This is a genomic window from Neobacillus sp. SuZ13 (genome assembly GCF_030123365.1).
In the GTDB taxonomy this organism is placed as follows: Bacteria; Bacillota; Bacilli; order Bacillales; family Cytobacillaceae; genus Neobacillus.
The window spans coordinates 2,510,042-2,535,933 of the sequence record NZ_CP126107.1 but is presented as its reverse complement, the minus strand read 5'-3'; the positions used below and the strand labels follow the sequence as shown (position 1 = coordinate 2,535,933).

Annotated in this window: 23 protein-coding genes, 1 pseudogene and 1 riboswitch; of the genes and pseudogenes, 5 read left to right on the top strand and 19 right to left on the bottom strand. The window is 40.1% G+C overall.

Annotation, left to right across the window (positions count from 1 at the left end):
- Positions 1 to 154 precede the first annotated feature (154 nt).
- Both clpP and QNH17_RS12150 read right to left on the bottom strand, forming a co-directional pair.
- Entirely contained in the window at positions 155 to 736 is a 582-nt protein-coding gene (clpP, locus tag QNH17_RS12155) for an ATP-dependent Clp endopeptidase proteolytic subunit ClpP (protein WP_283878919.1), read from the bottom strand.
- Positions 737 to 763: 27 nt separating this feature from the next.
- Entirely contained in the window at positions 764 to 1,483 is a 720-nt protein-coding gene (locus tag QNH17_RS12150; RefSeq protein WP_283878918.1) for a sigma-70 family RNA polymerase sigma factor, read from the bottom strand.
- Positions 1,484 to 1,844: 361 nt separating this feature from the next.
- On the opposite strand from QNH17_RS12150, the gene QNH17_RS12145 reads away from it, so the two are divergent.
- Together QNH17_RS12145 and QNH17_RS12140 are read left to right on the top strand one after the other, a co-directional pair.
- Positions 1,845 to 3,827: a M6 family metalloprotease domain-containing protein gene (locus QNH17_RS12145; RefSeq protein WP_283878917.1), complete on the top strand. Its 1,983-nt coding sequence runs from the start codon at positions 1,845 to 1,847 to the stop codon at positions 3,825 to 3,827.
- Between the two features lie 229 nt (positions 3,828 to 4,056).
- Complete coding sequence (locus tag QNH17_RS12140; RefSeq protein ID WP_283878916.1) at positions 4,057 to 4,254, top strand: hypothetical protein; 198 nt, start codon at positions 4,057 to 4,059, stop codon at positions 4,252 to 4,254.
- A 133-nt stretch (positions 4,255 to 4,387) separates the two neighbouring features.
- On the opposite strand, the gene QNH17_RS12135 is transcribed toward QNH17_RS12140, so the two are convergent.
- Positions 4,388 to 5,749, bottom strand: a complete 1,362-nt coding sequence (locus QNH17_RS12135; RefSeq protein ID WP_283878915.1) for an MATE family efflux transporter — start codon at positions 5,747 to 5,749, stop codon at positions 4,388 to 4,390.
- Between the two features lie 196 nt (positions 5,750 to 5,945).
- Between QNH17_RS12135 and QNH17_RS12130 the strand changes: the two genes are divergently transcribed.
- A complete protein-coding gene (locus QNH17_RS12130) occupies positions 5,946 to 6,104 on the top strand; it encodes a hypothetical protein (RefSeq protein ID WP_283878914.1) in 159 nt (52 codons plus the stop codon).
- Between the two features lie 2 nt (positions 6,105 to 6,106).
- Here QNH17_RS12130 and QNH17_RS12125 read toward each other — a convergent pair.
- The 3 genes and pseudogenes from QNH17_RS12125 to QNH17_RS12115 form a co-directional block, all read right to left on the bottom strand.
- Positions 6,107 to 6,250, bottom strand: a pseudogene (locus tag QNH17_RS12125) (sodium-independent anion transporter); the annotation flags it as partial.
- Positions 6,251 to 6,300: 50 nt separating this feature from the next.
- Positions 6,301 to 7,140 carry a hypothetical protein gene (locus tag QNH17_RS12120; protein ID WP_283878913.1) on the bottom strand — a complete coding sequence of 280 codons (840 nt, stop codon included), beginning with the start codon at positions 7,138 to 7,140 and terminating at the stop codon, positions 6,301 to 6,303.
- A gap of 329 nt (positions 7,141 to 7,469) precedes the next feature.
- On the bottom strand, positions 7,470 to 7,670 hold the full coding sequence (locus QNH17_RS12115) for a cold-shock protein (RefSeq protein WP_026567057.1): 201 nt from the start codon (positions 7,668 to 7,670) through the stop codon (positions 7,470 to 7,472).
- A gap of 441 nt (positions 7,671 to 8,111) precedes the next feature.
- On the opposite strand from QNH17_RS12115, the gene QNH17_RS12110 reads away from it, so the two are divergent.
- Positions 8,112 to 8,849, top strand: coding sequence for a protein-glutamine gamma-glutamyltransferase (locus QNH17_RS12110; RefSeq protein ID WP_283878912.1), 738 nt, complete (start codon positions 8,112 to 8,114; stop codon positions 8,847 to 8,849).
- Positions 8,850 to 8,895: 46 nt separating this feature from the next.
- Here QNH17_RS12110 and QNH17_RS12105 read toward each other — a convergent pair whose 3' ends face one another.
- From QNH17_RS12105 to QNH17_RS12045, 13 genes are all read right to left on the bottom strand, one after another.
- Positions 8,896 to 13,785 carry a DUF4132 domain-containing protein gene (locus QNH17_RS12105; RefSeq protein WP_283878911.1) on the bottom strand — a complete coding sequence of 1,630 codons (4,890 nt, stop codon included), beginning with the start codon at positions 13,783 to 13,785 and terminating at the stop codon, positions 8,896 to 8,898.
- Between the two features lie 12 nt (positions 13,786 to 13,797).
- On the bottom strand, positions 13,798 to 14,217 hold the full coding sequence (locus QNH17_RS12100; protein WP_283878910.1) for a hypothetical protein: 420 nt from the start codon (positions 14,215 to 14,217) through the stop codon (positions 13,798 to 13,800).
- 159 nt (positions 14,218 to 14,376) lie between these two features.
- Complete coding sequence (locus QNH17_RS12095) at positions 14,377 to 15,372, bottom strand: ABC transporter substrate-binding protein (protein WP_283878909.1); 996 nt, start codon at positions 15,370 to 15,372, stop codon at positions 14,377 to 14,379.
- 17 nt (positions 15,373 to 15,389) lie between these two features.
- A complete protein-coding gene (locus QNH17_RS12090; RefSeq protein ID WP_283878908.1) occupies positions 15,390 to 16,163 on the bottom strand; it encodes an ABC transporter permease in 774 nt (257 codons plus the stop codon).
- The gene (locus QNH17_RS12085) at positions 16,153 to 16,887 is read right to left on the bottom strand and encodes an ABC transporter ATP-binding protein (RefSeq protein WP_283878907.1); all 735 of its coding nucleotides are present in this window, start codon (positions 16,885 to 16,887) and stop codon (positions 16,153 to 16,155) included. Before QNH17_RS12085 ends, QNH17_RS12090 begins: the two co-directional genes overlap by 11 nt.
- Before the next feature lie 7 nt (positions 16,888 to 16,894).
- Positions 16,895 to 17,566: a thiaminase II gene (gene tenA, locus QNH17_RS12080; RefSeq protein ID WP_283878906.1), complete on the bottom strand. Its 672-nt coding sequence runs from the start codon at positions 17,564 to 17,566 to the stop codon at positions 16,895 to 16,897.
- 4 nt (positions 17,567 to 17,570) lie between these two features.
- Complete coding sequence (locus tag QNH17_RS12075) at positions 17,571 to 18,854, bottom strand: acetylornithine deacetylase (RefSeq protein WP_283878905.1); 1,284 nt, start codon at positions 18,852 to 18,854, stop codon at positions 17,571 to 17,573.
- An 18-nt stretch (positions 18,855 to 18,872) separates the two neighbouring features.
- Complete coding sequence (gene thiW, locus QNH17_RS12070; protein WP_283878904.1) at positions 18,873 to 19,385, bottom strand: energy coupling factor transporter S component ThiW; 513 nt, start codon at positions 19,383 to 19,385, stop codon at positions 18,873 to 18,875.
- Positions 19,385 to 20,041, bottom strand: coding sequence for a thiamine phosphate synthase (gene thiE / locus QNH17_RS12065; RefSeq protein ID WP_283878903.1), 657 nt, complete (start codon positions 20,039 to 20,041; stop codon positions 19,385 to 19,387). Before thiE ends, thiW begins: the two co-directional genes overlap by 1 nt.
- Positions 20,038 to 20,856, bottom strand: coding sequence for a bifunctional hydroxymethylpyrimidine kinase/phosphomethylpyrimidine kinase (thiD, locus tag QNH17_RS12060; protein ID WP_283878902.1), 819 nt, complete (start codon positions 20,854 to 20,856; stop codon positions 20,038 to 20,040). The genes thiE and thiD overlap by 4 nt, the downstream gene beginning before the upstream one ends.
- A gap of 14 nt (positions 20,857 to 20,870) precedes the next feature.
- Complete coding sequence (gene thiM, locus QNH17_RS12055) at positions 20,871 to 21,689, bottom strand: hydroxyethylthiazole kinase (RefSeq protein WP_283878901.1); 819 nt, start codon at positions 21,687 to 21,689, stop codon at positions 20,871 to 20,873.
- 77 nt (positions 21,690 to 21,766) lie between these two features.
- Positions 21,767 to 21,876, bottom strand: a riboswitch (TPP riboswitch).
- A gap of 130 nt (positions 21,877 to 22,006) precedes the next feature.
- Positions 22,007 to 23,617, bottom strand: a complete 1,611-nt coding sequence (gene dcuS, locus QNH17_RS12050) for a DcuS/MalK family sensor histidine kinase (RefSeq protein ID WP_283878900.1) — start codon at positions 23,615 to 23,617, stop codon at positions 22,007 to 22,009.
- A gap of 38 nt (positions 23,618 to 23,655) precedes the next feature.
- Positions 23,656 to 24,333, bottom strand: a complete 678-nt coding sequence (locus QNH17_RS12045) for a response regulator (protein ID WP_283878899.1) — start codon at positions 24,331 to 24,333, stop codon at positions 23,656 to 23,658.
- Between the two features lie 237 nt (positions 24,334 to 24,570).
- Here QNH17_RS12045 and QNH17_RS12040 point away from each other — a divergent pair, with 237 nt between their 5' ends.
- Complete coding sequence (locus QNH17_RS12040; RefSeq protein WP_283878898.1) at positions 24,571 to 25,836, top strand: dicarboxylate/amino acid:cation symporter; 1,266 nt, start codon at positions 24,571 to 24,573, stop codon at positions 25,834 to 25,836.
- Positions 25,837 to 25,892: the final 56 nt, after the last annotated feature.

Sequence of the window (25,892 nt, the reverse complement as noted above, 5' to 3'; positions counted from 1 at the left end):
AAATGAAATTTCGTAAACACCTTGATAAATAAAGAAAAAGACGTATGCCAATTCATACGTCAATTCTTGTGTCTTTTAATAAGATAGCACCCGAATACGGAACCCATTAATTTTTTCATTGGCAGCTTTGTTAATTTTGAAAACAACTTCAAATTCATTTTGGATAAAGAATCTCATCAATGATTCCATACTCTTTCGCTTCTTCGGCACTCATGAAGAAATCTCGATCAGTATCCTTTGCTACTTTTTCAAGCGGTTGTCCGGTCCGTTCTGAAATAATTTGGTTGATATGCTCTCTAAGCTTTAAAATTCTTCGTGCGGATATTTCGATTTCTGTTGCCTGCCCTTTTGCTCCTCCTAATGGCTGATGAATCATAATTTCACTATTTGGCAAAGCATAACGTTTTCCTTTTTTCCCTGCAAGAAGTAGCATCGCCCCGAAAGAGGCAGCCATCCCTGTACAGATCGTCCTCACGTCAGGCTTAATGTATTGCATGGTGTCAAAGATGGCGAAACCCGCGGTCGTTAAACCTCCTGGACTATTGATATAGAGGGAAATTTCTTTATCAGGGGCGTCTGCTGCTAAAAATAATAATTGTGCGACGACACTATTGGCCGTATGTTCATTTATTTCATCACCAATGATGATAATTCGGTCCTTTAACAGTCTAGAGTAAATATCATATGAACGTTCTCCACGATTCGATTGTTCAATTACATATGGAATGGTACTCATTCCAATCCCTCCTTGAAAGCGATTTGGCTAGGCAGCCATACAGAGAGTGCTTGAAGGAGTAAAAGTTGGTTTGGTACGTATTTTTCCAGAATCAAGTTTAGGGGCCTGACTATTAGTTGATCGTGAACGAATCGATTGAATGAGGATGGTTGGATCTTGATTTTTTAAAGCCTCATAAAAAAGGTCTGAGAGATGCTCCCTTTCTTCCTCATTCCAAAACAAATCCACTGAATGAAACTGCCTCTCTTCGTTTGCCTTTTCCAGCCGCTTTTTGGCGCGATGAAGATTTGCCTTCACTGCCATTTCTGTCGAGTCCAAAATTGAGGCGATTTCTTTTAATTGATATTGAAAGCCCTCTTTTAACAAAAAGATGATTGCTTGGTTAGGTGTGAAGTTTTTCAGCAGTTGATCAACCGCTTCCCTTGTCTCATCTGGTTTATGAATGAAAGCATCATTGGCAAAATCAAGATCAGCTTCCACGGTTTCATTCTTTCTTTTTCGCAGCATATCCACCCAATGATTATAGGCGATCTTATTTATTAATGCTGTCGTCACCTTTTGCTGGTGGCTGCGATATTTTAAAGCTTTGATAAAAGTCTCCTGTGCGATTTCGTCTCCATCCCAACCATTTTGGGCGATAAAGTGACAATAGCGTCGAAGTTTTGGATAATTCTCAATCCAAAATTCCTCCCCAAACCCAATTTCTTGCTCCCCATCTATGCAGTCAATTTCTAGCTTGTGTGACATTGATTTCACTCCTTTTGCACTCTCTACCCTTTAAACGTTTTAAGCTGGATGAAAAGATACGGGGGTAAAAAATTTTCTTTTATTTAATGTTACTTTATGTTTGTGCTTTTCTAATATAAACTTGACTATTTTAGAAAGCAAAAGAAAATCATTCTCAATTTACTTTTCTGATATGTAGGTCAAAATTTCCACATGACCGTCGGGTCCACTATACTTATTTTCCTATGAATCTATTAAAAGGAAACCAATCTGCCATGTCTTAATTCCTCTTTTTTACAATTATATTTATTTCTATATTCGAAATAATCAGATAATGCTATTATTTTCCTGTACAGAAATACAATTTAGGAGGTTGGTTTTTGTGAGGCAAATTAAAAGGTCTCTCAGCTTTTTGGTAGGTTTAATACTATTAGCAGTTTCAACAACCGCGTATGCAGAAAAACCAGGATTAACGGAATTCCCTGAACCAGTTGATTCACAATCCTGGACCCTGCCCCGCGATATGGCATGGAGCGATTACCGCCCCGTACCGGGAATCGACTGGCAGACTTCAGACATTGAGCCGGAAAGAGTTATTAAGGGTGCATTAATTATAGTGGACTTCCAAGATAGAGAATTTATTTTAAGCCAGCCCGAAGGATCAGAAATCGCCGGTAACCCGATCGGGACTGGAAATATTCCACGCGATCAGATTCCAAAGTTCTGGGAAGACTTCCTCAATAAACCTTCTGCATTGAATAACTATCGAACCGTAAATGAGTATTGGAGAGAGAATTCGTTCGGAAAATGGAAAATTGAGCTTAAAGCATTCGGCCCCTATAAAATGGATGGGAACGAATACGAATATGGTCTGAATGAGTTCGGACAGCAAGTAAATATGCCACCAGGATCCACACCGAGAAATCTAAGGAGTGAAGCTGTTCAAAAAGCTTCAGCCGATATTGCTGCATCTGGTGAAACCTTTGACTTCAGGTTTGTCATCCATGCAGGTTATGATGAATCAGGTGTCTGGCAGGAATTAGGCGAAATGAAGTTTCAAAACCAAGATTCCGTAACTGCACCATTTGGCCCAAATGTTGATGGAATGCCAAACTCTGCCAAAACCCGTTATGTACCATGGACATCTTGGTATGCTGCCAAGAGCATTTGGTCAAGCGCCGGCGGAGGAACGTCTATTCAAGGTGAAAACGATGGTATGGGTACGTTTGCTCACGAGTTCGGCCATATTATGAGTCTTGGGGATAACTATAATAATCCGTATGGTATTCCTGTTTCGAGGTCTTACTCGGGACCATGGGAATTAATGAGCCGTGGAAGCTTTAATGGTCCTGGGGGGCCTCACACACGTTGGATGGTTCCATCACCTTTAGGTGCATCGGCCCCATCCCATCATATGCTTCGTAATAAAATCAAACAGGGCTTTCTTTCAGAGGATCAGTACCTCAGTCTAAACCGCGACGAACTAGCAACTACAGGTCCAGTATTCACTGATATTCTTGCCCGTGAGGTACCAGCTGGCAGTGAATTTGGCCGTTCCGCGATCCACGGTATTAATATTAGTATGGAGGACCTAACACCAGTGAACTCCTTAAATGACGATTGGCGTGCCGATATGCAGCGTGGTGCAAAATGGTACAATAACTATACAGTTGAAGTGGTAGACCGGGTAGGCTTTGACTCCTTTGTCCCTGATTCAGGTGTCCTTTTAGCCAAGACCAAGAACAGCGAGTCCGCACCCAATATCTGGGTAATTGATTCACATAAAGATGATATTAATCAAGTTGATTTCACGCGGCTGGATGGTAGCGTTGCCAAGATGTCTGTCGGTGATTTCCAACAGCTAGCCGACTCTCTTTTCAAAGCTGGAACTGGTGATGGAGTTGTTAGTGAGTACAAAGATGAAGCTAACCGACTTCACTTTTATATTTTAGGAAAGAAATATGACAAACAAGGCGCACTTTCCTATCGTGTAGCCGTACGAAATATGGATGGTGCTGGTGCGTTTAAACGTGGAGTAACTGCTGCCGTTAGTACTATGGAAAAAGCTGCTCCAGGCAGGATTGCTGTTTATCATTTCAATGTGACAAACACTGGATCAGCGACCGATCTTATCCGCCTAAATGCCAAAACAGACGCAGGTTGGGAATTAAGGGTCCAGAATAATGTAATAGAGGTAGAAGCCGGTCAAACCGTAACTGTACCTGTTTTTGTAAAAATCCCGGCTGCAAGTAAAACCTCCCCTGAGCCAGTCCCAACAAGCCTTACTTTCACTAGTACTTCAGAGACTGACCCTTCTAAAACCGATACAGTAAGTCGTCGGGTAGGCCCTGGCGGGGTGAAGTAACAAACCAATAAAGAGTTGTATAGAGACTGGGGAGCCAGTCTCTATTTTTTATTCACCTGTTGTTAAAGCCTATTGAAAACGTTTAACCTCATTCTAATACTGAAGAGACACTAATATCCTTTTTAGTGTTTTTTTATTTGAAAAAAATGGGAAAAAATAATGATGGACTATTTTTTGAAGCCTGTTATAATCCATATATGAAACTAATTTATATTTAAAGGTGGACATTATGGCGAACACATGTAGATATGTTGTCAACGCACTTGGAAAAGGTGGAGAAACATATTATACGCTTTGTAAAGACAAACAAGAATTACAAAAATGGATTAATACCAATCAAGAAAAACTAATCATGGAAGAATTAAAGGTAACGGATAAAAATCAGACTTTCTTCTCTAAATTATTTAATCTAAAAAAACTATATTAATATTTTAACAGACGTCATTCTTCATAGAATGGCGTCATTATTTTTGTATATTAGTAGAATATCGTAGAAGAAAAAGGAAAAAAATGTAACAGTATAGACGCCATTACATTTTTTGCATTTCCATATAGCACCACTACATAACTGCTTTATTGACGAATTTTCGTTTTTGAATATAGATGAGTCTGATGGAAAGGGCTATTCCTGCGGCGAGGAGGCCGATGGTTAGACCGAGCCAGTAGCCTCTTGCTCCCAGACTTGTGTAGTGGGCAAGCAAGTATCCTGCTGGAAGACAGATTAACCAATAAGCGATTAAGGTCATAATAAAGGCTAGGTTGACATCTTTATAGCCTCTTAAGGCTGCTTGCGCCGTCGCCTGAATGGCATCACATATTTGGAAAAACAGCGCAAAGATTAAGAAATTGGCGGTTAAATTAATAACCTCTGTTTCATTCGAGTAAAAACCGGCAACTTGATAGCGGAAAATCACGACAAATAATCCCGTGAAAACAGCAATAAGGATCGCTAGATAAACCCCCAACCAGCTGTATTGTTTTGCATCTTTATAGCGCCGAGCCCCTACCTCATACCCAACAAGTACCGTTTGTGCCGTCGAAATACTAATTGGTATCATATACAAAAAGGAAACGATATTTAGTGCTGATTGATAGGCAGCAATCGTGGTGACATTAAACTTACTTAATAGAATCGTAACCACAGCGAACATACTTGTTTCAAAGAACGTTGAAAGCCCCATCGGAACGCCGATCTTTAGTATCTCCTTACATTTATCCCACGAAAATTCTTTGAAATCGGCAAATACCGGGTACGATGAGAATGGTTCTTGGGTTCTGACGATAAACACAGTCATCGCCATAATCCCCCAATAGGTTATCGATGTTGCATACCCTGCCCCAGCACCACCTAGTTCTGGAAAGCCTAAGTTTCCAAAAATGAGCACATAGTTCAAAAAGAAATTCAATGGCAACGACAAAAGCATGATGATCATGATGACCCGTGTTTTGCCCAGTGCATAGATAAATGATCGGAGTACATTAAAAATAAATAATGGCAGAATTCCATAGCTAAGTCCGATTAGATAATGAAAAGCAGTATCTCGAACACCAGCATTCAAATTCATTTTGTCTAAAATAGGATCTAACAAAAAGAATCCAAAGAGGATAACCACTAGCGCAATCAATATTGAAAGATAAATTCCATGCTTCACAACGGATGCAACTTCATGGCTCTTTTTTTCCCCAAAGCGTTGGGCGGCAATGGGTGAAACAGCAAGGAGAATTCCGCTTATCCCAGTAAAAATGGGACTCCAAATGGAGGAGCCAATCGCGACTCCAGCTAACGCAGTTGAGTTATACTTTCCAGACATAATCGTATTAAAAAATACCATTGAAAACATGCCTAATTGTGTAATTAAGATCGGAACTAACAAAATACATATTTGCTTTGTTTTTTCCTTTAAAGTAAACGTTTGCTTCATAAATAGATTCTCCTTGAAAAATAAAAATCCGAACCTTCATTATACCCTATATTGGATGAATATTCCTCATATAATTTGGAGTTCCATTAAAGAGTCTATCAATAAAAAACACATTCGCGATGGTCCTATTTCTTTAATAAAATTCGTGTGGCTGTAAAAAATAAGATGGAAAACCTTAAAATTGAGGAGGACTTGTATGAAACAGGACCAACAAGCGAAAGAGAATTTGGGTTCTATTATGCAACCCGAATTTGCAGGAACTGATGTACAAAAAGTAAAACAAGAAATTCAAAAAGATATAAGCGAAGGCCAAGGTGCAATGACATCCCGAGAGGCAGGAGCAATGCGCGATTAAATTACATTCACTCCATTTTGATGGTACTTAAAGACAACTTTATCAATTGCACCCACAGCAGAGTCATCCCAAAGATGGGCATTTGAAAAGTCGAGATCAATTTCAATAACGTTTTCTTTATAGTCAAAACTGTTAACAAAGTCTGTTACAAAAAGCAAAGAAAAGTAATAAAAATAGGACCTCTAGGAAGAGAGTCCTATTTTTTTACGATTTTCGATGGGTTATTGACTTTATACAAAACAGGAACATCCACTAAGAATTCTTCTTCTACATCTTTTCCTTTTCCTAGTTTCTTAGCAGCCACTTTCCCATCAAATTCAAGGGAATCACCGATGGCCAGTTCAAACTTTTTAAGTGTCTTGCTATGGCTGCACCAAGCTAGTCCGATTTCAAGAGGATTTTCCTCTGAGACGATTTGTACATTTTCGAGGACCACCACTTCATCATTTTCTTCATTAAATGGATTGTAAACGAGCGCGAACTGTTTGACGCTAGCAGTGAAATGCACCTTATCAACCGGGAGATCAAGTTTAGGAGCCTTTGTTTTCTTCGGTTTTGGTTCCTTCGCTTTTGCAGGCTTCGACGCTGCCTCCTTTTTAGCTGGTTCTTCGGTCATTGCAGCTGTATCTTCTGTCATGCCCTCTGATAGTATCCCTGCTTCAGCTGGAGAACCATCTTTGTCAGGCGTTTCTTTTTCATCAAAAGTTAATAAACTTTCTTTTCCAAAGCTTGATTGCTGCATTTCTTTTAAATAAGCTGGATGGATACAGGTAAGATTTCCATCTTGGAACTCAATTACTAAGGTGTTAATGTCCATCGCATTTCCATAAGTTTCATAACCCTTAATAGTCACCATGCGCTGATAATTTCGATCCTTATACCAGAACTCTTTTTTCGCTTCGCGCGCTGAGGATAATCCCCATTCCTTCAATTTCTCCTTATAATGGTCGTTGTCACGAAACGTTTCATAGTCACCTTTTGGTGGAATGTACTTTGTTAATTCAGATTTCTCCAATTGAGGTCGCTGGATGATCATCCTGCCACTTCCTTCCGTTATGTACTTAGCTTCATTATATTTTAAAGTATTACAATAAAAAAGGGAAAAGGGCTGTTCACTCCTTCTCCCCATTCTTTTAAAGAAAGGCTGTGTTAAACTTGTCTGTTGATTTCCGTTCCAGGCACGAGCGGTTCGCAGGCGTGCCGGGGAGCCTGTCCAGCTGCAGCGCCTAGCCCCTCGAGGTCGCTTCGGTCCTGCCGCTCCAATCAACAGAGTTCCAAAATCAACATTAACCTTTAACACAGCTTAAAGAAAATAAAAAAAGGCCCCAAAAAGAGAGCCTTTTCCGTACATTTATGTGGTTTAGATTATGCTTTACGTACGTTAGTAGCTTGTGGTCCACGTTGGCCTTGTTCTACTTCAAACGTAACAGATTGACCTTCGTCTAAAGATTTGAAACCTTCGCCTTGGATAGCAGAGAAGTGTACGAATACGTCGTCTCCAGCTTCGCGCTCGATGAATCCAAAACCTTTTTCTGCATTAAACCATTTAACTTTACCTTGTTCCATTTGTTGTATCCTCCTGCTGTGTGCTGTGCACACAATAAAATTACTACCCTTGTTCAAATCTTCCAGACAAAAAGCAGTTACGCCTTTTATTCCTTACCGACAAACAAAAATAATTCTCCCTAACTATAACAGAAGGTCATACACAATGCAAATGCATTCAAGGAATTTATTATTTATTTTGTAAAATATTGCAGGTAATCAGCCCTAGTCCTTTTTCCTTGTTATGTCATAAATTTGAATTTAACTCTAAATTTTTATAGAAAAATAAGCCGTAAAAATTATTTTAAAATAGCAAAAACAACGAAGACATGCGTACATACAACGATTTTTTTTTTAAAAATACATCCAAACTGAATCAATTGTTTCGATTGTTGTAAACATTAGTGTGGTAGTTTCATACTTTTTATAAGGAGTTGTTGTTTAAGGAAAGCAGGTGAATAGATGATTAAAATTAATCAGCAGACCGTTCACGTGGGCGATCTCAGTGACATCCTTACAACGAAAGAACAGAAAGATATTCTTACTAAAATGGACAAATCTAAGGAAATATTTGAGTACCAGTCTATACGCCAACTGGAATTAGAGCTGCTGTTCAGAACAAAGACACTTAAGGCTGCACGTGACCTTAATAATAGTAAGGTACAGTTTACAACCTTTGAGTATGCCTTTTGCAATAAAAATTATTGGACTCGTTTAAACAATGGAGGTTTCCTCATAAAGCCAAATGTAAGACCCACAGTGGCCATTCTTGATGTCTTAAAGAATGGAAAGCTTTATGCGTTTGATTGTTCAACAGGAATTGCAATTGTCTTATATCTTGCTGCCCTTTATACCATTGGAAGCAGAAGATTTGATCTTCTTTTTAATGGGCTTCTCTTATTTGATTGGCAATTTGATAACGATTTAAGGCTTACTCAAAAATATGGGGATGAATTCATACCTGGTGACATCGTGCATTTCAATAATCCAGACGTCAACCCAAATGAATCCCATTGGCGTGCCGAAAATGTGATTTTCATGGCTGATGACCAATACTACGGCCATGGGGTCGGTATTAAAAAGGCTGACACCATCATTTCCTTCCTTAATAAAAAAAGAAAACCATACGCACGGATCCCTGCCTATCTCATGAACCTTATTACCAGACCCGTTTTGTCTAACATTTATCAACCAAAATAAGACCGCTGCCAATAAAGCAGCGGTCTGTTATTTGATCGAAAATTTGCTAGCTTTTTATCTGTTCCAAAATAAACGGATCCTTAATTTTCTTATCCTCCGCTAACATGAGCACTTTTGAAACAATTTCTGCAGTTTTAGGATCTTCATCCATGTAAGGCAAGAAAACTCGTCCGCGCTGATGCGAGTGGACAGGAACGATATAAATAGCCCCTGTTGCTTGTTTATACACATTCGCACTGCCTAAATGAACGCTATATTCCCCCAGAATTCCTTCGATCAGCGCAAAGTTACCCTCGATTCTTACATTTTCCAATTTCATTAATCGAGCCGACTCCGCAACAATGACCCGCCTCATTTCAATCGTCGTTAAGCTCGCTTCAGGGTCAACTCCACCGACATGAGCAATACTGACAACTAAATCAATATCTCGCATGGTTTCCGAGAAAATCAACTTCGGAATATTTTTTAATTCAAGCGGCTGATAGGACAGACGGTCGAAAAATTCCACTGTTTCCAAGGTCGGGTGCTCGACATCTGAAGGAGAGAACCAATCTGCTAAAGCATTAAGTTGCACAATAATATTTTCTTTATAATAGACTTTTTGCAATCCAACTTCATAACTAGTCGTCCACAAGCGATTTTTTAATAAGGCTGCTGTTTTCTGCGGTTGTATTTGGTGACCCGCGTATCTTCGAGTTCCCGTTCCAGCAGCTAGTTCGTCCTGATTCGGTAAATAGAGTTCTCGAAATACCTGCTTGAATGGCTGCTTTACCTTTCGTGCGAATAGATCCCGCTGGAAATCACTCCAGACCCCGCTTTCATAGAGATGAACTGGATGAGCGATAAAAATTTCGTCAATGTCCTGGATCGAATACTTATTTACCTTTCCAAACCCAATGAGGGAACCGTGTTCATAATAGCCTAGATGATTCTCTACCTTTAATACCAATGAAGTCATCAATGGTGCCAATACTGGATTTCGCATCATCGTGACAATTTCATCTAAAACAAAACTATTTCCTAGCTCCATCGAACGTTCTAATTCTTCTTTTGCTCGTTTATACTGCTCTCTTAAATCGGCTTTATTTTCTTTTAATACAGCTACATATTCGTGTTTCTTGTACTTAGCTGGTAGAGATTTTAGAACTTTATTAGCTTTCACAACTTGGATATCTGCACGTCCATTAGCGTCAATCACTAATTGAATGGTTAAATCATCAATCATTTTTGGCTCAAGATATGGCGTAATCTCTTCCATTTTTTTTGCTTCCATCGCCCACTTCAGTCTTGTCACATCCTTGAAATCTGCATTTCTAGCGAGGTTATCCAGGGCAATCGTGACTGTTTTTGCTTCGCTTGCGCGGCGTTGTGCACCAAATTTCTTACTTTCCTGTAAAAATTTTTGGAGGAGTACATACCTGTTTAGAACATCTTGCTCATTTTTCACAGGAATCAAACTATAGCTTAATACTTGGTCCTTTGTTCTTTTTTCCCGAACAATTTTTTTCGTGTCTTCAAGATCCAATTTTCCCAAAGCCGCGTCCGCAAACAGTTGTGACCTGCGGTGATTGGCACCTGCCGAGATGTATTTTGCACATTGATAGAGAATTTGAAAACGTTCCTCTCCCAATTGCTGATAAGAATCCTTAAACCATCCGATATCAAAGGCACCATCCTGGAATTCTTGCGGCGAAATCGGCGAATAATGTGCGACGATCGTTTCTTTTTCTTCAGAAAAAGTCTCATTAATATGGGCATGAAAATACCAGGCGGCACTCCTCAAACCATCCCAATTTAAGTACTTAGACACAAGGTCTAGCCATTGCGGGGCATACATTGCTGCCTCTACTAACCTTTTTTCTGAGATCTTCTTTCCTTTTAAAAATTGCTGGAATTGCTCTTCACTTTCTCCCTCTTTCGGATAACTAGTTTTTAATAAGTGAGAGAACACTTCCTTTTTTGAGAGTTCACTGTCATACCCATAAATATAACCGCGTACAAACGATTCTTTATCAAGACCTACTAGGATTTGAACAAAAGGTTCAATCCCTTCATGTTTTTCAATTCCCATCGCGAGGGTCGTTACATCTGTCTGTAGATCCCCTCTTTTAAGCTCTATTTCTAAAATCCTTTGAACTACTCGATCTTTTATCGCCTTCATGAATGGATACTTTCTTATCACATGACCCTTGGGATCGGTTAATTCTGAAAGATAGTCTCTACTTGTTTCCTTTCGACCAGCCAGCTCTCGAAACAGAACTTGTTCCTCAATAAGTTTCCGATCAAAAGCTTTTGCTAAATCTTCCATCGAAGGGAGAAAACTCTCAAAATTAGCGAATGTATATAACTGAAAATGAAGTTTGAAATAAACATCAAAACCCTCATCATCACTGATAAATTGTTCTGCCCATTCCAGCCAAGGTTCGGCAAGGAAATCTAGCAGCTTGTATTCGGATTTGATTCTCTTTTCTGGAATCGAATGCACGAGATAATTTAATACCGAACTAATAATTTCAAAAGTGCTTTTCGAATTCTGACTGATAAAATAAGCATCGATCAGCGTTTCTACTTGGGATCGATAATTCAGGTCATCGATAAAGTGATTCATTTTTTCAATTTTTTCGATTGGCAAAATTTCTTCTAAAAATGTTTTCCTCCAGCCCTCTACCCGTGGATAATCCATTACGTCCCAGACATCCAGCATATTGTGGTAATAGGTGTAAATCCTGTGTGAATGGAGGTAGAATGCCGTCTGAATAAGGACTGATTCCGATAGATTTTGGCCATTAAAATACTCCTGCCAAACTTCGGATAATGGGAACGCCGCGAGATTCTGTTGTTCCTCCTCATGGTAAGGGCACCTTAATTCCTCGCCAATATGTAATGTGTCCTTGGAACCATCAAACCACTCGACTTCATATTCGACGTGACGATGTTCATGAACTAAAGTGTCTAAACCTTGAAGAAACTGTTTGATAGTATCTGTTGACGAATGGAAAAGGTTGTTTAACTCTATTTTAGGATGCTCGAGTTCAAGGTTAACTGGATGATTGGGGTCATATAATCCAAACCCATTTCCAAGGTTGAAATCCTCTGTTAAAAACAACTTATCAATCAATATCTGTTCCTTTGAAGTAGCTTTCATTTGAACGATTTTATTTTTAAACATGGTAACCAGTCGTTCACGTTCTCCCTGGTCATTAGTTTCGGTTAAGATTTCAAGTGCACCGACACGTTGCAGCTCCGCTCTACTGGTTAATAAGCGCTCAACTGATTCAGCTAGTTCATCCCTTGAAAGCCCTAATAATATCTGAATGGCCCCTTGTCTTAATGCACCCGTTTTTAATTTTAAAATCGCTTCGACTTTTTCAATCTCATCTGGTAGAAGAACAATTTTTTTTATGTGCGTAAGGGCGATTTCGCGATTCTTTATACTTTTATCAGCCAGACTGGCAAAAATGAACTTTCGTTGGGCGGGCTCAGCGTAATCTTTAATAAAAAAGGAAAGGAGATCTTCTCTAATGTCCGAAGTGAGTTTGTCCTTCCATTCTATTATTTGATTTAACCAATCCTTATCCAAGTCATAGGCAGTCAGAAACATCAATTTTCTGGCAATATCGTTAGTTGAGAAGGTGATCGTTTGCCCTTTGATCGCTTTGGATTCAATGGAAACCTCTCTTTTGGGCATTTGGAGAAACATGTTTCTAAACAACTCAAAATGACGAGATCGTTCATGCTTGTTTTCTAAAACTGGGACATGATGAACTGAAAGTGTGCTTTCACTATTTTCTGAGTCATACGACCAATTGACCATATATTCATACACATAGTTTGCGAGCAAATAATATTGCAGTTCCAAGTTCGTTTCATGTAAATAAGGAAAGGATAACTCGAATCTCAGTCTCCAATTTTGACTTTGTGTTAAAAAGTATTGGGCCATTACCTTTTGATAGGTTGCTCCATTTTCCATCAGGAAGCGGATCGCATCTTTTACATCGTCCTCTTCATGAGCAGCCGTTGCCCAGAGACTAATATAAAGAGTATTTAGATTTTCACTTCGCAGACCTTGTACCCGTAACTGTGGATTACTTAATGAAGCAGCCACATTTTCCAGTGATTGTTTAGCGACTCTTGTATTAGAAGCATTCAAGTCCAGTCCTGTCCAAACGTCAAGGGCCCGAATGATGGAACTATAACGAATAAGATTGTGGTCGAGAATGATATTTAACATGTACTTAGTAGCTTCTAATGTACCTTCATCCATATTTTCGACGATACTTTGACGCAAGCCCTCTTGGAGACGGGCGGCGAGTAATAAATCGCCAAGCATTTTATATCCTTCAACACTATGACTTTTAAAAATACCCTTCATCATCTCATAGTTTAACAAAGCACCATTATTTTCTCCAAAAATAATTTCTCTTAAGGCTTGGATTACCTGTTGATTTTTTTTGTCGATTTCATAAGCAATTACGTCACCAATCACAGGGTTATAAATGGATAATTTGTCTTGAGTTGTTAGATATTCAATAATTGAAAACTCTTCGAAAGCCAAGTCTACAAGGTATACAAAACTATCGATCAATCCATTGTGGTGATACTCGAGATTTTTCGACCGATATGGTCGTCGATCAAATCCTTCGCTATATGGATATTCACACTTATGGTCCACGATGTATTGAAAAAGTGATCCATAATTAGACCCAAGCAAGGTCTGGGCAATTTTCACAAGCGGCTGGTAAATAATAGGATCCCTTAGACTTTCCTGTTGATGGATGATTTTTCTAATTTCTTGTTGGTTTGAGTCTCTTACCAAATAGGTTGTATTCTCTAATTTTAGGATTAGGAGTGCTAGTAGCTGCTCGATACCAGTAAGTTCTTGGCTTGCTCTCACTACTAAACCTTCATAATATAATTGCTTATTTTTGGTTCTCATATCGTTCCCCCGTTACCACATACGTCCTGCTAACATTGTCAGCTTTATAAAAGTAAGTTGATCGCCATCTTTTATTTCCAAGGGTCCATCTAAGTCGGGCAGTTCTTGTTCATTCATAAATACTCGGAATAAACCATCCTCATATGCTTGGATGGCCGTCATCACTGCCTGGTGACAATCGGTTGGTTCTTCATTATATATAGTGTCAAAACCTACTTTTCCGGCATGGATCTGCTGTTGAAGCTCCTCATTTGTAAGGAACCTTACCAAAATGGCTTCTGATATTTTCGCATTGAATTCTTGGGCTTTAGTTGCCACTATTCCTGTCAATAACTGGCGAAGGGTTAGTGGAACTTCTTCTAAATCAATCTCTTGTTTAGTAAGAAAATCCTTCCTCTTAGCTAAACTTTTCATCGTTACATAGATTTTCATCTTCTTACCTCAAAATAGATTTTATCTATATTCTACCAAACATTAGAGTCGAATTAGCATTCGATTAATGAAAACTTTACAAAAAAATGTCCGCCTGCGGCGGACATTTTTTTGTATTGTCTTTTTGTGGTGCCTGACACCAAACGTTTTTACACCAAATCAATAGTTAACAAAGGCATTTTCGGCTTTGACGGTTTCCTTGATGACTTTGTTGTCTTTAAGCCACTGGGCTGTTTTCTCCCATGTTTGCGGGTCTTGGTAGCCGAATGGTTTTTCTTTGGCGTCCATTAGCGGGAGGAGGATTTCTAAGCTTTTTGTTTCGACATCCTTCTCTAGTGGTGATGTTTTATCCTCATGGTTCATTAATGTCGTAAGACCATCTTCAGGATGATCCTGAACGTATTTTTGCCCCTTTGTAATTGCCGCCATGAACTTTTTAAATACTTCTGGCTTGTCTTTTAATCCCTTCTCACTTGCGACCATTACTAATTCATAGTAATCTGGCACTCCGTAATCAGCAGGATTTAGGGTACGCATTGGATGGCCTTCTTTTTCTAACAATAATTTCTCATGGTTTATATAGCCGCCGATCAGGGCATCAGTTTTTTTCGTAGCCATTGCAGGAATAAGATCCCAGCCAACATCAACCATCTTTACCTTCTTAACATCTCCACCATCGGCTTTAACCATCGTTCCTACTATCGCTTCATCCAACGGAATCGATGGATAACCAATCGTTTTTCCCGCTAAATCCTTAGGGGATTTAATCGGACCATCTGCTTGGACCATTAATTGATTTAGCGGGTGACGGACAATCGCACCAAATGATTGAACAGGGATATCCTCACTGCGTGCCACGAGCACCTGTGGTTGATAGCTCATCGCCATGTCGATTTGATTAGCTGCCACTAGTTTAAGCGGATCATTTGTATCTGCTGGCATTTGGATATCAACGTCTAAGCCCTGTTCTTTAAAATAGCCCTTCTCCTCAGCTACGAATAGAAACGAATGGACCGCATTTGGATACCAATCCAGCATTAAGCTTACTTTCTGAAGCTTCTCATTCGAAGCAACATTTTTCTCATCGGTTTCTTTCCCGCATGCACTTAATAGTAGTAGCAATAAACTTGCCAGAATTAAAAAACTCTTTTTCATCTTTACGTTCTTCCTCTCTAGTTGAAACGATTTTTATTTTTTAATACCTGTTTTTCCAATAAACCAATTAATAAAAATAACACGATTCCCAACATCGATAAAAGGAATATCGATGCAAATACAGAATCTGCCTGTAAGTTACCAGACATTCTCCGGCTAAAATATCCTAACCCTTCACTTGCACCCAGCCATTCACCAATCGTCGCTCCAACGACGCAATAAACGACCGACAACTTCAAGCCTGAAAAAATCGCGGGCAATGCCATCGGCAGTTGAATTTTTTTAAAAATTGCCCAGCGGTTCGCTCCCATCGTTAACAGTAATTCACGATATTCAGTTCCACCTGTTTTCAAGCCATCATACGTACTAACGACGATTGGAAAAAAGGCAGTTAAAATGGTCACGGCAATTTTGCTCCAAATCGAATAACCAAACCACATAATAAAAATCGGTGAAATGGCAATAAGCGGCACCGTTTGTGAGATTACAAGGAACGGATAAAGGACTTTTTCGATTGAACGGGAAAAATGCATTCCAACTCCAAGTATCAATCCGCCGATTACAGAGAGCCCAAAACCAATCAAAACCTCTTTAAGGGTAGCAGGCAAATGTTCTTCAAACAACAGCTGCTTGTTTTCTATCAATGCCCTCCAAATGGCAGAAGGAGCAGGTAGAATAAATGACGGAATCATTGCCTGCCTTACTGCCCATTCCCATCCGCTGACAAGCAACAAAACCACCAACAAAAACAAACCGTAATCCTCTGTCCAATTCTTCAAGCTAGTTTTCATTGTGAATCAGCATCTCCAGTTCTTTTCTCATTGTTAAAAACTCTGATTGATAGATTAGCTGTGAACTTCTTGGCCTCGGCAGATTGACTTTTAGTTCTTTAATTCCTTCATCTTGCAGCACATAAACTCTGTCGCTTAATAGAATCGCTTCTTCAAGATCATGTGTAATGAATAAGACCGTCTTTTGTAATTCCCCCCACAGCCCTAATAACCATTTGTGCATGTTTCGTTTTGTCATCGAATCAAGTGCGCCAAAGGGTTCATCTAATAATAGAAGTTCCTTTCCGGTCATCAGCGTTCTTAAAAATGCAACACGCTGCTTCATTCCTCCAGAGAGTTCATTGGGATAAGCTTTTTCAAATTCAGCCAAGCCAAACCGAGATAACCACTCTCGTATTTCAGGAATTTTCGTTTGCTTATGTTCCCTTGTCACTTCTATAGGAAGTAACACGTTTTCTAAAACATTCCTCCATGGCAGCAGCAAATCCTTTTGCGGCATATAACCAACACTTCCTAATCTCTTTCCGGTCTGCTTTCCATCAATCAGAATGTCCCCCTGATTTGGTTCAAGTAAACCAGTTACCAATTTAAAAAGAGTGCTTTTACCTGATCCGCTGGCACCAATGACGGAAACAAACTCTCCTCGCTTCACATTGAGAGTAAGTCCTTGAAAAATGGGCTTTTCTTTTTCAAAAGAATAGGCGAGGCCTTGAATGGATAACATCGTCGAGTTAGACAGGCCACTCGCCTCCCTGGTAGACCATGTCCCAGAACATATATTCAAACCGAGATGTTGTCAGAAAATGTTCTTCTAAGATGGCTAACTCCCGCTCCGGTTTTCCCTCTGCCAATCGATCTAATAAATCAATAAGCCAGGTTGCTAATGAACCAAACTCATCAGAAGAGTACATTTTTACCCATTCCCCATAGAGTAGATGTTCGATAGCACCAGGATAGTTAGATGCTAGCACTTTGCTAATCTCCCAATAGCTCCACATACACGGCAAGAGAGCAGATACTAATTCCGCAAGCGAACCATTTTGGGCAACATTTAACATATACCGAGTATAGGCTAAGTTGATCGGCGTTGGTTTGGTTTCCTCCAGCTGTTGAAGTGTAATTCCAAACCTCTCAGCATACTGACGATGCAAGTCCATCTCTCCATGTAATGTTTCATCCAAAAGCTTCGCAAAAGCGGCCATCGTCTCCAAGTCTGTTGCTTTAACGGCCCCGATAGCAAATAGTTTCGAATAATCGATTAAATACACATAATCCTGTTTCATATAACGAATAAATGATTCAACCGGCAACTCCCCTGTGCCCATCCCGACAACAAATGGATGCTGATGGGTCTGCCCCCAAATATCACTTACTTTTTCAAAAAGTCTTTGGGTAAATCTCATTCCCCTATTGCTCCTTTCTCGTGTTGCACCACTCAGCGATAAATACAGCTAACACTTTTGTAAAGTCTAATAGTTGACTGACTTCGACTTTCTCATTCACCGCATGCGCGTCTTCCAATTTACCAGGTCCAAAAATAGCGGTTGGTATACCGGCACGTCCCAGCCAGCCTGCATCCGTAACAGTGGTGGACATACCAACCGTTGGCTTGGCCGATAATAATTTTTCAAAAGAGTTCGTTAATAGCTTCGTTCCTGGATGTTCAGAATCTATTTCTAATGATGGGAAAATTTCGCCTCGGTCGACAATCATCGATTTGCCACCCCAAACAAATTGCGGAGGATTGTCACGCAGCCATGGGTCTGCAGCGGCAACTGCGCCAATATGCTCTTCTATTTCTCTGATGACCACTTCATAATCTTCATCTGGGTAAAAATGAACCGTAACCCAAAGGGCACATCGATCTGCCACAAATGCAGCATGTCGTCCTCCTTCAATCACCGCAGGATTAATCGTATTGGTGCCGGGAGGAAAGCCTTCATAACTTTTCGTAATTGCCCAGTGCCGTTCTAACTCCTGAAGCCCCGCTATAATCTTCATCATTTTCTCAATCGCGCTGGCCCCTTTCACGCCACCACCTGCATGAATCATCTTCCTCCGGATTCCATCATGGTAGGTCTCATTGCTTTGAATGGTAATCCATCCCGTAATTACGCCGCCCTGTCCTTGAATATGTAAATCACTCGTATCCACCACGACCGCATAGTCAGCTGTATACCCTCTCTCCATGCATGCCAGGGTTCCTGCTTCGCCAACCTCTTCGCCAATAACCGATTGAAATTGGAGATCACCTTGCAGCGAAATTCCCAGGTCTTTTAAAAGTTTAATTGCAATCAGTGATGCCGCAATTCCGCCCTTCATATCAGCGACCCCACGTCCATAAATATGGCCATCTTTGCAAAATGCCGAAAATGGCGACTCCTTCCACGCTGAAGTATCCCCCACTTCAGCGACGTCCACGTGACCATTAACAATTAAACTATTAAACTGATCAGGAGACTCCCCTGGTAAAACCCCAACTACATTCGGATCACCTGGATAAACATCCCACTTATCGGTGGTAAATCCCAAATCTTCTAAATATCCTTTTATAAAATCTTGCACCCCATTGGTATTCCGTGCAGGAGGACTAACCGTTGGAAAAGCAATGAGTGTCGACAATAATTCGATTAATTCCGCCTCTCTCGCTTCTACTTCTTTTGAGATTTTACTAAGCAGATCCGCTTTCATATGTTCACGCCCTTATCGTTAATTCCTGATGGTTGTATCATTTTCATTAACAATCAATACTTTCTTTCTTAAAAAAACAGTTAAGATAATAAACCCAATTAGTGCTCCTGCAAACGAGCTGAAAATAAATAATGGAATAAACCCAAATAATGTTGCCTTTTGACCAAGCAAAAGAGTAGCTATAGGGTAAGAAAGCATGGCACCAAGGATTCCTGTCCCAATCACTTCACCGATAAAAGCAAAATATAGTTTTCTAGTTTTCCAGAATAGCAGTGAGGCGAGCAAGGCTCCGACCATGCTGCCAGGAAAGGCAAATAGCGAACCTGTTCCCATTAAATTTCTAAGCAAAGAAACACCGAAGGCCTGTGCGACAGCATAATAAGGCCCTAATATTACTGCAGATAAAACATTCAAAAAATGTTGCACAGGAAAGACCTTAGTAAAACCGATTGGAATATAGAATAGGTTACTTGAAAGTGTTCCAATCGCAATCATCATGGCCGTCAACGTCAATTTATGAGTCTTTTTCACTAATTGACCACTCCTTTAAAAATCACACTTTTTCTTAATGCTTTCGCAGCTTCCAACGGGGATTCTGCCTGGCTTATTGCGGTAATCACGGAAACTCCATCCGCCCCCGCGTCAATCACGGACCGAGCATTTTGGAGCGTAATCCCGCCGATGCCAACAATCGGCATCTCACACCCATCTTTTCTTAGTTTTTCAATCAGTGTCGTCCCTCGCGATGGCTTGGCATCCGCTTTTGTCTTTGTCGGAAACACAGGTCCAATTCCAAAATAATCTGCTCCATCTTGGATCGCTGCCATGGCTTCTTCTGTAGAATGGACGGATACCCCAAGAATTTTGTTCGCACCGATTTTCTCGCGTACCATTTTTACTGTTTCATCTTCTTGCCCGATATGAACACCGTCTGCATCAATCGCCACAGCCAACTCGATATCATCATTCACAATGAAAGGAATTTGATGGTCTCTGCAAAGGGTTTGGAGTTCTTTAGCCAGTGCATATTTTTCAGAACCAGTTAGTGCACTTTCCCCTTTTTCGCGGAATTGAAAAAGCGTAATCCCACCAGAAATTGCTTCATTTAATACTTCAACAGGTTCTTTTAAACAGTTAGTGCTGCCCATAATAAAATAAACACGTAAAGCCTCTCTCAAATCAATCATGACCTCGATAGCTCCTTTACGAGGTTTCTTTTTCCATACGCCCAATGATTGGTAGGTCCATGTCCTTGACCAATCTCCAATTGATCTTCAATTGCGGCCTGAATAAAATCTTTCGCTTTTAAAACGGCATCAAAAATTGTCGCCCCTTTGGCAAGTTCGGCGGTTAGGACAGCGGAAAAAGTACACCCGGTTCCATGTGTGTTCTTCGTCTCGATTCGTGGACTCGTAAAGGTGTAGAATTCCTCCCCATCAAACAATAAATCAGTCGACTCGGATTCGTTTTCATCGTGACCGCCTTTAATCACAACGTTCTTCACCCCTAAATCACGGAGTCTTCTAGCGGCCACCTGTTTATCCTCTAAGGTCAGAATAGGCATACCCGTTAGGACTTCCGCCTCCGGAATATTCGGCGTAATTACTTTGGAAACTGGCAACAAGAATTTTTTCATAGCAGAAATGGCTTCCATTTGCAGCAGTGACGCGCCCCCTTTGGCAATCATGACTGGATCAACCACTACATTCTCCCAACCAAAGATCTTGATCTGAGCTGCAACCGCCTCGATGATTTCCGCATTGAACAGCATTCCTGTTTTCACAGCATCGGCACCAATATCTGAGCCAACCGCTTCAATCTGCTTTACCACTGCCTCTACTGATATTGGATAAACACCGTGAACTCCTAATGTATTTTGGGCTGTTACTGCTGTTAACGCGGACATCCCAAATACATCTAACTCCTGAAATGTTTTTAAATCGGCTTGAATTCCGGCACCGCCGCCGCTATCTGAACCTGCAATTGTTAATGCTTTTTTCATTAAAATTACCCCTCTTAATTAACTTTTTTAAAAGAACTATAAAGATTGATATCCTCATTTGAAACAAGTGATAATTGGTTTAAGAATTCGATTTGGAAACTTCCTGATCCCTTTTCAACTGTTTGTGCCGCAGCTTTTTCCGCAGCAACGCCGTAATATGTTAAGGCAGCCACTGAAGCTTGTAGTAAATCTTTTTCGACTCCTGCAAACGCCCCAATCACTGAAGTTAGTAAGCATCCCATACCAGTCACCTTTGTCATGATTGGGTGGCCATTGTTAACAAGATAGGTAGTTACTCCATCGGTGACGGCATCCACTTTTCCCGTGATGATGACCACGCAATTCCAAGTTTCTGCTGCTTTAATCGCAAGGCTCACGATATCCCCATTCGCTGACGCCCCTGCATCGACGCCTTTAATTTCCCACTTTTCACCAAGTACATTTGCGATTTCAGCTGCGTTTCCGCGGATGGCTGAAACATTTACTTCACTCATTATTCTTTGGGCAGTTTCCGTTCGGTATGTGGTAGCCCCAGCACCAACCGGATCAAAAATGACCGGTACACTGGATTCATTGGCTGCTTTTCCGGCAATGATCATCGAATCTACCGTTTGCGGGTTTAAGGTACCAATATTCAAAACTAGTGCACTAGCAATTTTGGCCATTTCCGCCACTTCCTCGGCAGCATATGCCATCACAGGTGAAGCACCTAATGCGAGAAGCCCATTTGCGGTAAAATTCGTGACAACCACATTAGTGATATTATGTACAAGCGGGTTTACTTCTCTAACCTTATCCAACGTTTCAAACAAACTGATTTTTTCCATTGCCATCTCTCCCGTTTCTTTTTATAAAAATAAAAAAACCAGATCCATAAACGGACCTGGTTAGTTAGTCAGAGAAAAATAAAAAATTCACTTGGCTACTTTCCTACGCTGGTATTACCCAGATCAGGTCCGAAGGGTTAAAAACATTAGCGTTTTCTCTCAGCCTGATAACAGGGCACCCCTAGTAGATCGATTAGTTAATTAAATTAAGTACATAATAACGCTATGAAACTAGAATGTAAAGGAAATAGTTTCAAGCGATCAATAGTTTACATAATATATTTATTTGTCCACTTTAAGAATAATAGGTTAACATAATATAGTTACTGTTTACTTTCATATGGAAACATTACAATAAAAGTACTCCCTTTACCTTTTTGAGAATGAATTTCTAACTGTCCTGCTAATTTTTCCAAGCTTCGTTGGACTAAAAATAACCCAATTCCTCTATTTTCACCCTTTGTCGAATACCCCTTCACACACAAGCTATTTCTAATCTCCTCATCGATACCTTGTCCTGTATCATGGACCTCCAACACTAGGATTCCATCATAATAATCAAACCTTACCGTTACTTTTTTAAGAGGCTGATCCGCTACAGCATCTAGTGCATTATCAATTAAATTCCCAAGAATCGTGACCACTTCATGTGTTGTTTCCTGCCTGTGCGGTTCTGGTATCGATCCTTCCCCATCAATGATCAGTTCACAGCCTTTTTCCCTTGCAAAGCTAAGTTTTCCTAAAATAAAGCCTGCTAATACAGGATCTTTAAAACGACTGACGACAAATTCTACCTCAGACTGCTGGTGATCCACAATTTTGGTGATGTACGACGAAACCATATGATAGTCCTTCATATGGACTAAACCTGAGATTACATGCAGTTTGTTCATAAATTCGTGCGATTGGGTTCTAAGTGCCTCTGCGTATAACTTAACTCCGGTCAGTTGTTCAGCTAACTCCTTGATTTCAGTTTTTTCCCGAAAGGTGGCAATTGCTCCAACAATTCTTCCCTTCACGATTACTGGGACACGATTGGTTAGGATGGTAATATGATTGATTTCTTGCTCTTGATCTAACTGTGCTTCTCCAGTTTGTAGGACGGTAGAAAGTTTTGTATTTGGCATGTAATCGTCCACTCTTTTTCCTAAAAAAGGACCTTCAATACCAGCCATGTGAAGGAGTCTAACCCCTTCATTATTAACGAGGGTGGTTATCCCATCTTGATCAACCGCCAGCGTCCCTTCCTTGGTTGATTCCAGCATCGCACTTCGTTCTTCCAACAGTTTGGCTATTTCACTAGGCTCCATCCCAAACAGAATTGATTTGATTTTTCTTGCCAAAAATAGAGCACCTAGAACTCCTACTAAAATTCCCACCCCAACCCCAATCAGAATGATTCTTCTACTTTGTTCGATTGCCTGATTTACCTTTTCTAACGAGATTCCCACGGCAACGGCCCCTATTTGTTTATTTTTCTCATCAAAAACAGGGACGAAAGAGCGTAATGATAATCCTAATGTTCCTTCGGCAGTCGAAATATGCTCTTTCCCTTTTAATACCGGACCTTCATCTCCACCAACAAAATGCAAGCCTAATAGATTCCGATTAGGATGTGATTTTCTTATTCCATGCATGTCCATAACGACGATGAACTCAACATGGGTGGACCGTTTGAGATCATTCGCAAATGATTGGATGTCCTTCTCTGCTTTTTTATTATGTAACCCATTTATCACAAGGGGCGATTGGGCAACAATCCTCGCAATATCTGTGGCCTTCTCCTCTTGCCCTTTCTTAGTTTCTTGTGAAATTCTGTTAGTGATTAATATCTCAGTAACGAACAATGCCATCACAACTACAATACAAACTAGCAGGGTAATCGTCGTTTGTAAACGGAGTTTTGGTTTTCCAATCCTGATTTTCCAGTCCATTATGCTCCCTCCTAATTCACAAACATCGTATTTTTTATTCACACTCCATATCGGTTGACTGGTCTTCCCACACCTCCGTAATGGATATGTATTTTTACTTTTCCTTCTTTTTCTAAATAATCAAGATATCTTCGTGCTGTTACACGGGCCATTCCTATGCCTTCTGCTACCTCCTCAGCAGAAACGGGTTCTTTCTCGTGCGAAAGAAAGTCGGTAATTTTCGTTAAAGTGTTCATATTTAATCCCTTTGGCAGGTTGTCTCTTTCATATTCTTCTTTTTGATCACTAAATAAGATTTGATCAAGTTCCTCTTGTAAAAGGGCTTTCTTTTCCCCTAATTTCATTCGATAAGTTTTATAGTTATCTAGTGATTTTTTTATGCGCTCAAAGGTAAATGGTTTCATGACATAATCAAACGCACCTTGTTGAAGAACTCCATGGATGGTTTCAATATCGCTGGCCGCTGTTATAGCAATTACATCAACGGAATAGGGCTTTGAACGAAGTTCTCTTAGCATCTCCAATCCACCCATATATGGCATATAAATGTCGATAATAGCAAGATTGGGCCGGAGCTCTTCGATTAATCTCAGACCATCAATCCCATTTGCAGCCACTCCGATAATCGAAAATCCATCCACCCGATCAATAAATTGGCGGTGAACTTCCCGAACCATCGGATCATCTTCTATCAATATTACTTTTAACGGAAACATCCCCAGCCCCCCTTAGATTGCTCACTTTTATATTAATATCATGGCCTATTTTATCAAAATAGTAAATTAATAGCTGAATATTTTTTCATTGTTTTATTGTGGGAATTTTCTATAACAAAAGGAACAATAAGACCAATATGACCAAAATCTTACTAATATCTGAATTTTCATTTATTCTGTCACTGGGTGGGCTGAAAGCGTTAACAAATCTAATTAAACAAAGGGGTGTACGGGAAAATGAAAATTAATTTTAAAAATTTGACCGTCCAAGTATTATTAGGGATCGTACTTGGGATTGTGATCGGATTTCTGTTTCCGAAATTCGGTACGGAATTGAAGGTTTTGGCAGACATCTTTATCAAGTTAATTAAAATGGTGATCGCTCCAATTGTATTTTTTACGATTGTCATTGGTATTGGGAACATGGGGGATTTAAAGAAGGTAGGACGTATTGGCGGAAAAGCACTACTCTATTTTGAAATTGTTACCACATTTGCCTTGGCAATTGGATTACTGCTCGTTAATATCATCAAACCTGGATCTGGATTTAATACAGATTCTGTCAAAGGCGGAGACATTTCACAATTTACAACGCAGGCAAAAGAAACTAGTCATGGATTTGTGGAATTTGTTTTAGGGATTATTCCCGATAATTTTGTTGGTGCCATGGCGAAAGGGGAGCTGCTCCCCATCTTATTCTTTGCGGTCCTGTTCGGAATTGCCCTTGCTTCTTTAGGACAAAAAGGGAAGCCAGTCGTTGCTTTGTTTGAGCAATTTACAGAGATATTTTTTAAGATTGTTAATATGGTCATGAAGTTTTCACCCATCGCAGCATCTGGTGCGATGGCCTATACGATTGGAAATTTTGGTCTCGGCTCGTTAGTCTCTCTTGGAAAATTGATGGGAAGCGTGTATGCAACGATGTTTCTTTTCATCGTGTTTATCCTCGGGGCTATCGCAAAGCTTTATGGTTTCAATATTTTGAAATTCATCGCTTATATTAAAGAAGAAATTCTCTTGGTTTTAGGGACATCCTCCTCTGAGTCTGCCCTGCCAAGAATGATGGAAAGACTTGAAAAATACGGTTGTTCCAAGTCAGTGGTTGGTCTTGTTGTCCCAACTGGGTATTCTTTTAACTTAGATGGTACGGCTATATACCTGTCGATGGCTGCGCTCTTTATTGCTCAGGCTTACAATGTAGATATTACACTTTGGCATCAAATCACCTTATTAGGGATTTTAATGTTAACATCAAAGGGTGCCGCCGGGGTAACTGGTTCAGGTTTTATTACCCTTGCTGCTACACTATCGGCTTTCCCAGTCATTCCAGTCGAAGGGATCGCATTATTACTAGGTGTCGATCGTTTCATGTCTGAAGCCCGTGCAATTACAAACTTAATCGGAAATGGTGTGGCAACAGTGGTTGTTTCCAAGATGGAGAATGAGTTCCATCCTTCTAGTGAAATCCAAACGGCAAAAGAAGATAAATCAATAAGTGCATAATCGGGTATAACAAAATGGCTTGGGGATTTCCTCCAAGCCATTTCTTTTTTAATTAT

Excerpts from the sequence above, each read along its gene's own strand:
- clpP (WP_283878919.1), bottom strand. The coding sequence starts at position 736 with ATGAGTACCATTCCATATGTAATTGAACAATCGAATCGTGGAGAACGT.
- QNH17_RS12150 (WP_283878918.1), bottom strand. The coding sequence starts at position 1,483 with ATGTCACACAAGCTAGAAATTGACTGCATAGATGGGGAGCAAGAAATT.
- QNH17_RS12140 (WP_283878916.1), top strand. The coding sequence starts at position 4,057 with ATGGCGAACACATGTAGATATGTTGTCAACGCACTTGGAAAAGGTGGA.
- QNH17_RS12135 (WP_283878915.1), bottom strand. The coding sequence starts at position 5,749 with ATGAAGCAAACGTTTACTTTAAAGGAAAAAACAAAGCAAATATGTATT.
- QNH17_RS12130 (WP_283878914.1), top strand. The coding sequence starts at position 5,946 with ATGAAACAGGACCAACAAGCGAAAGAGAATTTGGGTTCTATTATGCAA.
- QNH17_RS12120 (WP_283878913.1), bottom strand. The coding sequence starts at position 7,140 with ATGATCATCCAGCGACCTCAATTGGAGAAATCTGAATTAACAAAGTAC.
- QNH17_RS12115 (WP_026567057.1), bottom strand. The coding sequence starts at position 7,670 with ATGGAACAAGGTAAAGTTAAATGGTTTAATGCAGAAAAAGGTTTTGGA.
- QNH17_RS12110 (WP_283878912.1), top strand. The coding sequence starts at position 8,112 with ATGATTAAAATTAATCAGCAGACCGTTCACGTGGGCGATCTCAGTGAC.
- QNH17_RS12105 (WP_283878911.1), bottom strand. The coding sequence starts at position 13,785 with ATGAGAACCAAAAATAAGCAATTATATTATGAAGGTTTAGTAGTGAGA.
- QNH17_RS12100 (WP_283878910.1), bottom strand. The coding sequence starts at position 14,217 with ATGAAAATCTATGTAACGATGAAAAGTTTAGCTAAGAGGAAGGATTTT.
- QNH17_RS12095 (WP_283878909.1), bottom strand. The coding sequence starts at position 15,372 with ATGAAAAAGAGTTTTTTAATTCTGGCAAGTTTATTGCTACTACTATTA.
- QNH17_RS12090 (WP_283878908.1), bottom strand. The coding sequence starts at position 16,163 with ATGAAAACTAGCTTGAAGAATTGGACAGAGGATTACGGTTTGTTTTTG.
- QNH17_RS12085 (WP_283878907.1), bottom strand. The coding sequence starts at position 16,887 with ATGTTATCCATTCAAGGCCTCGCCTATTCTTTTGAAAAAGAAAAGCCC.
- tenA (WP_283878906.1), bottom strand. The coding sequence starts at position 17,566 with ATGAGATTTACCCAAAGACTTTTTGAAAAAGTAAGTGATATTTGGGGG.
- QNH17_RS12075 (WP_283878905.1), bottom strand. The coding sequence starts at position 18,854 with ATGAAAGCGGATCTGCTTAGTAAAATCTCAAAAGAAGTAGAAGCGAGA.
- thiE (WP_283878903.1), bottom strand. The coding sequence starts at position 20,041 with ATGATTGATTTGAGAGAGGCTTTACGTGTTTATTTTATTATGGGCAGC.
- thiD (WP_283878902.1), bottom strand. The coding sequence starts at position 20,856 with ATGAAAAAAGCATTAACAATTGCAGGTTCAGATAGCGGCGGCGGTGCC.
- thiM (WP_283878901.1), bottom strand. The coding sequence starts at position 21,689 with ATGGCAATGGAAAAAATCAGTTTGTTTGAAACGTTGGATAAGGTTAGA.
- dcuS (WP_283878900.1), bottom strand. The coding sequence starts at position 23,617 with ATGGACTGGAAAATCAGGATTGGAAAACCAAAACTCCGTTTACAAACG.
- QNH17_RS12045 (WP_283878899.1), bottom strand. The coding sequence starts at position 24,333 with ATGTTTCCGTTAAAAGTAATATTGATAGAAGATGATCCGATGGTTCGG.
- QNH17_RS12040 (WP_283878898.1), top strand. The coding sequence starts at position 24,571 with ATGAAAATTAATTTTAAAAATTTGACCGTCCAAGTATTATTAGGGATC.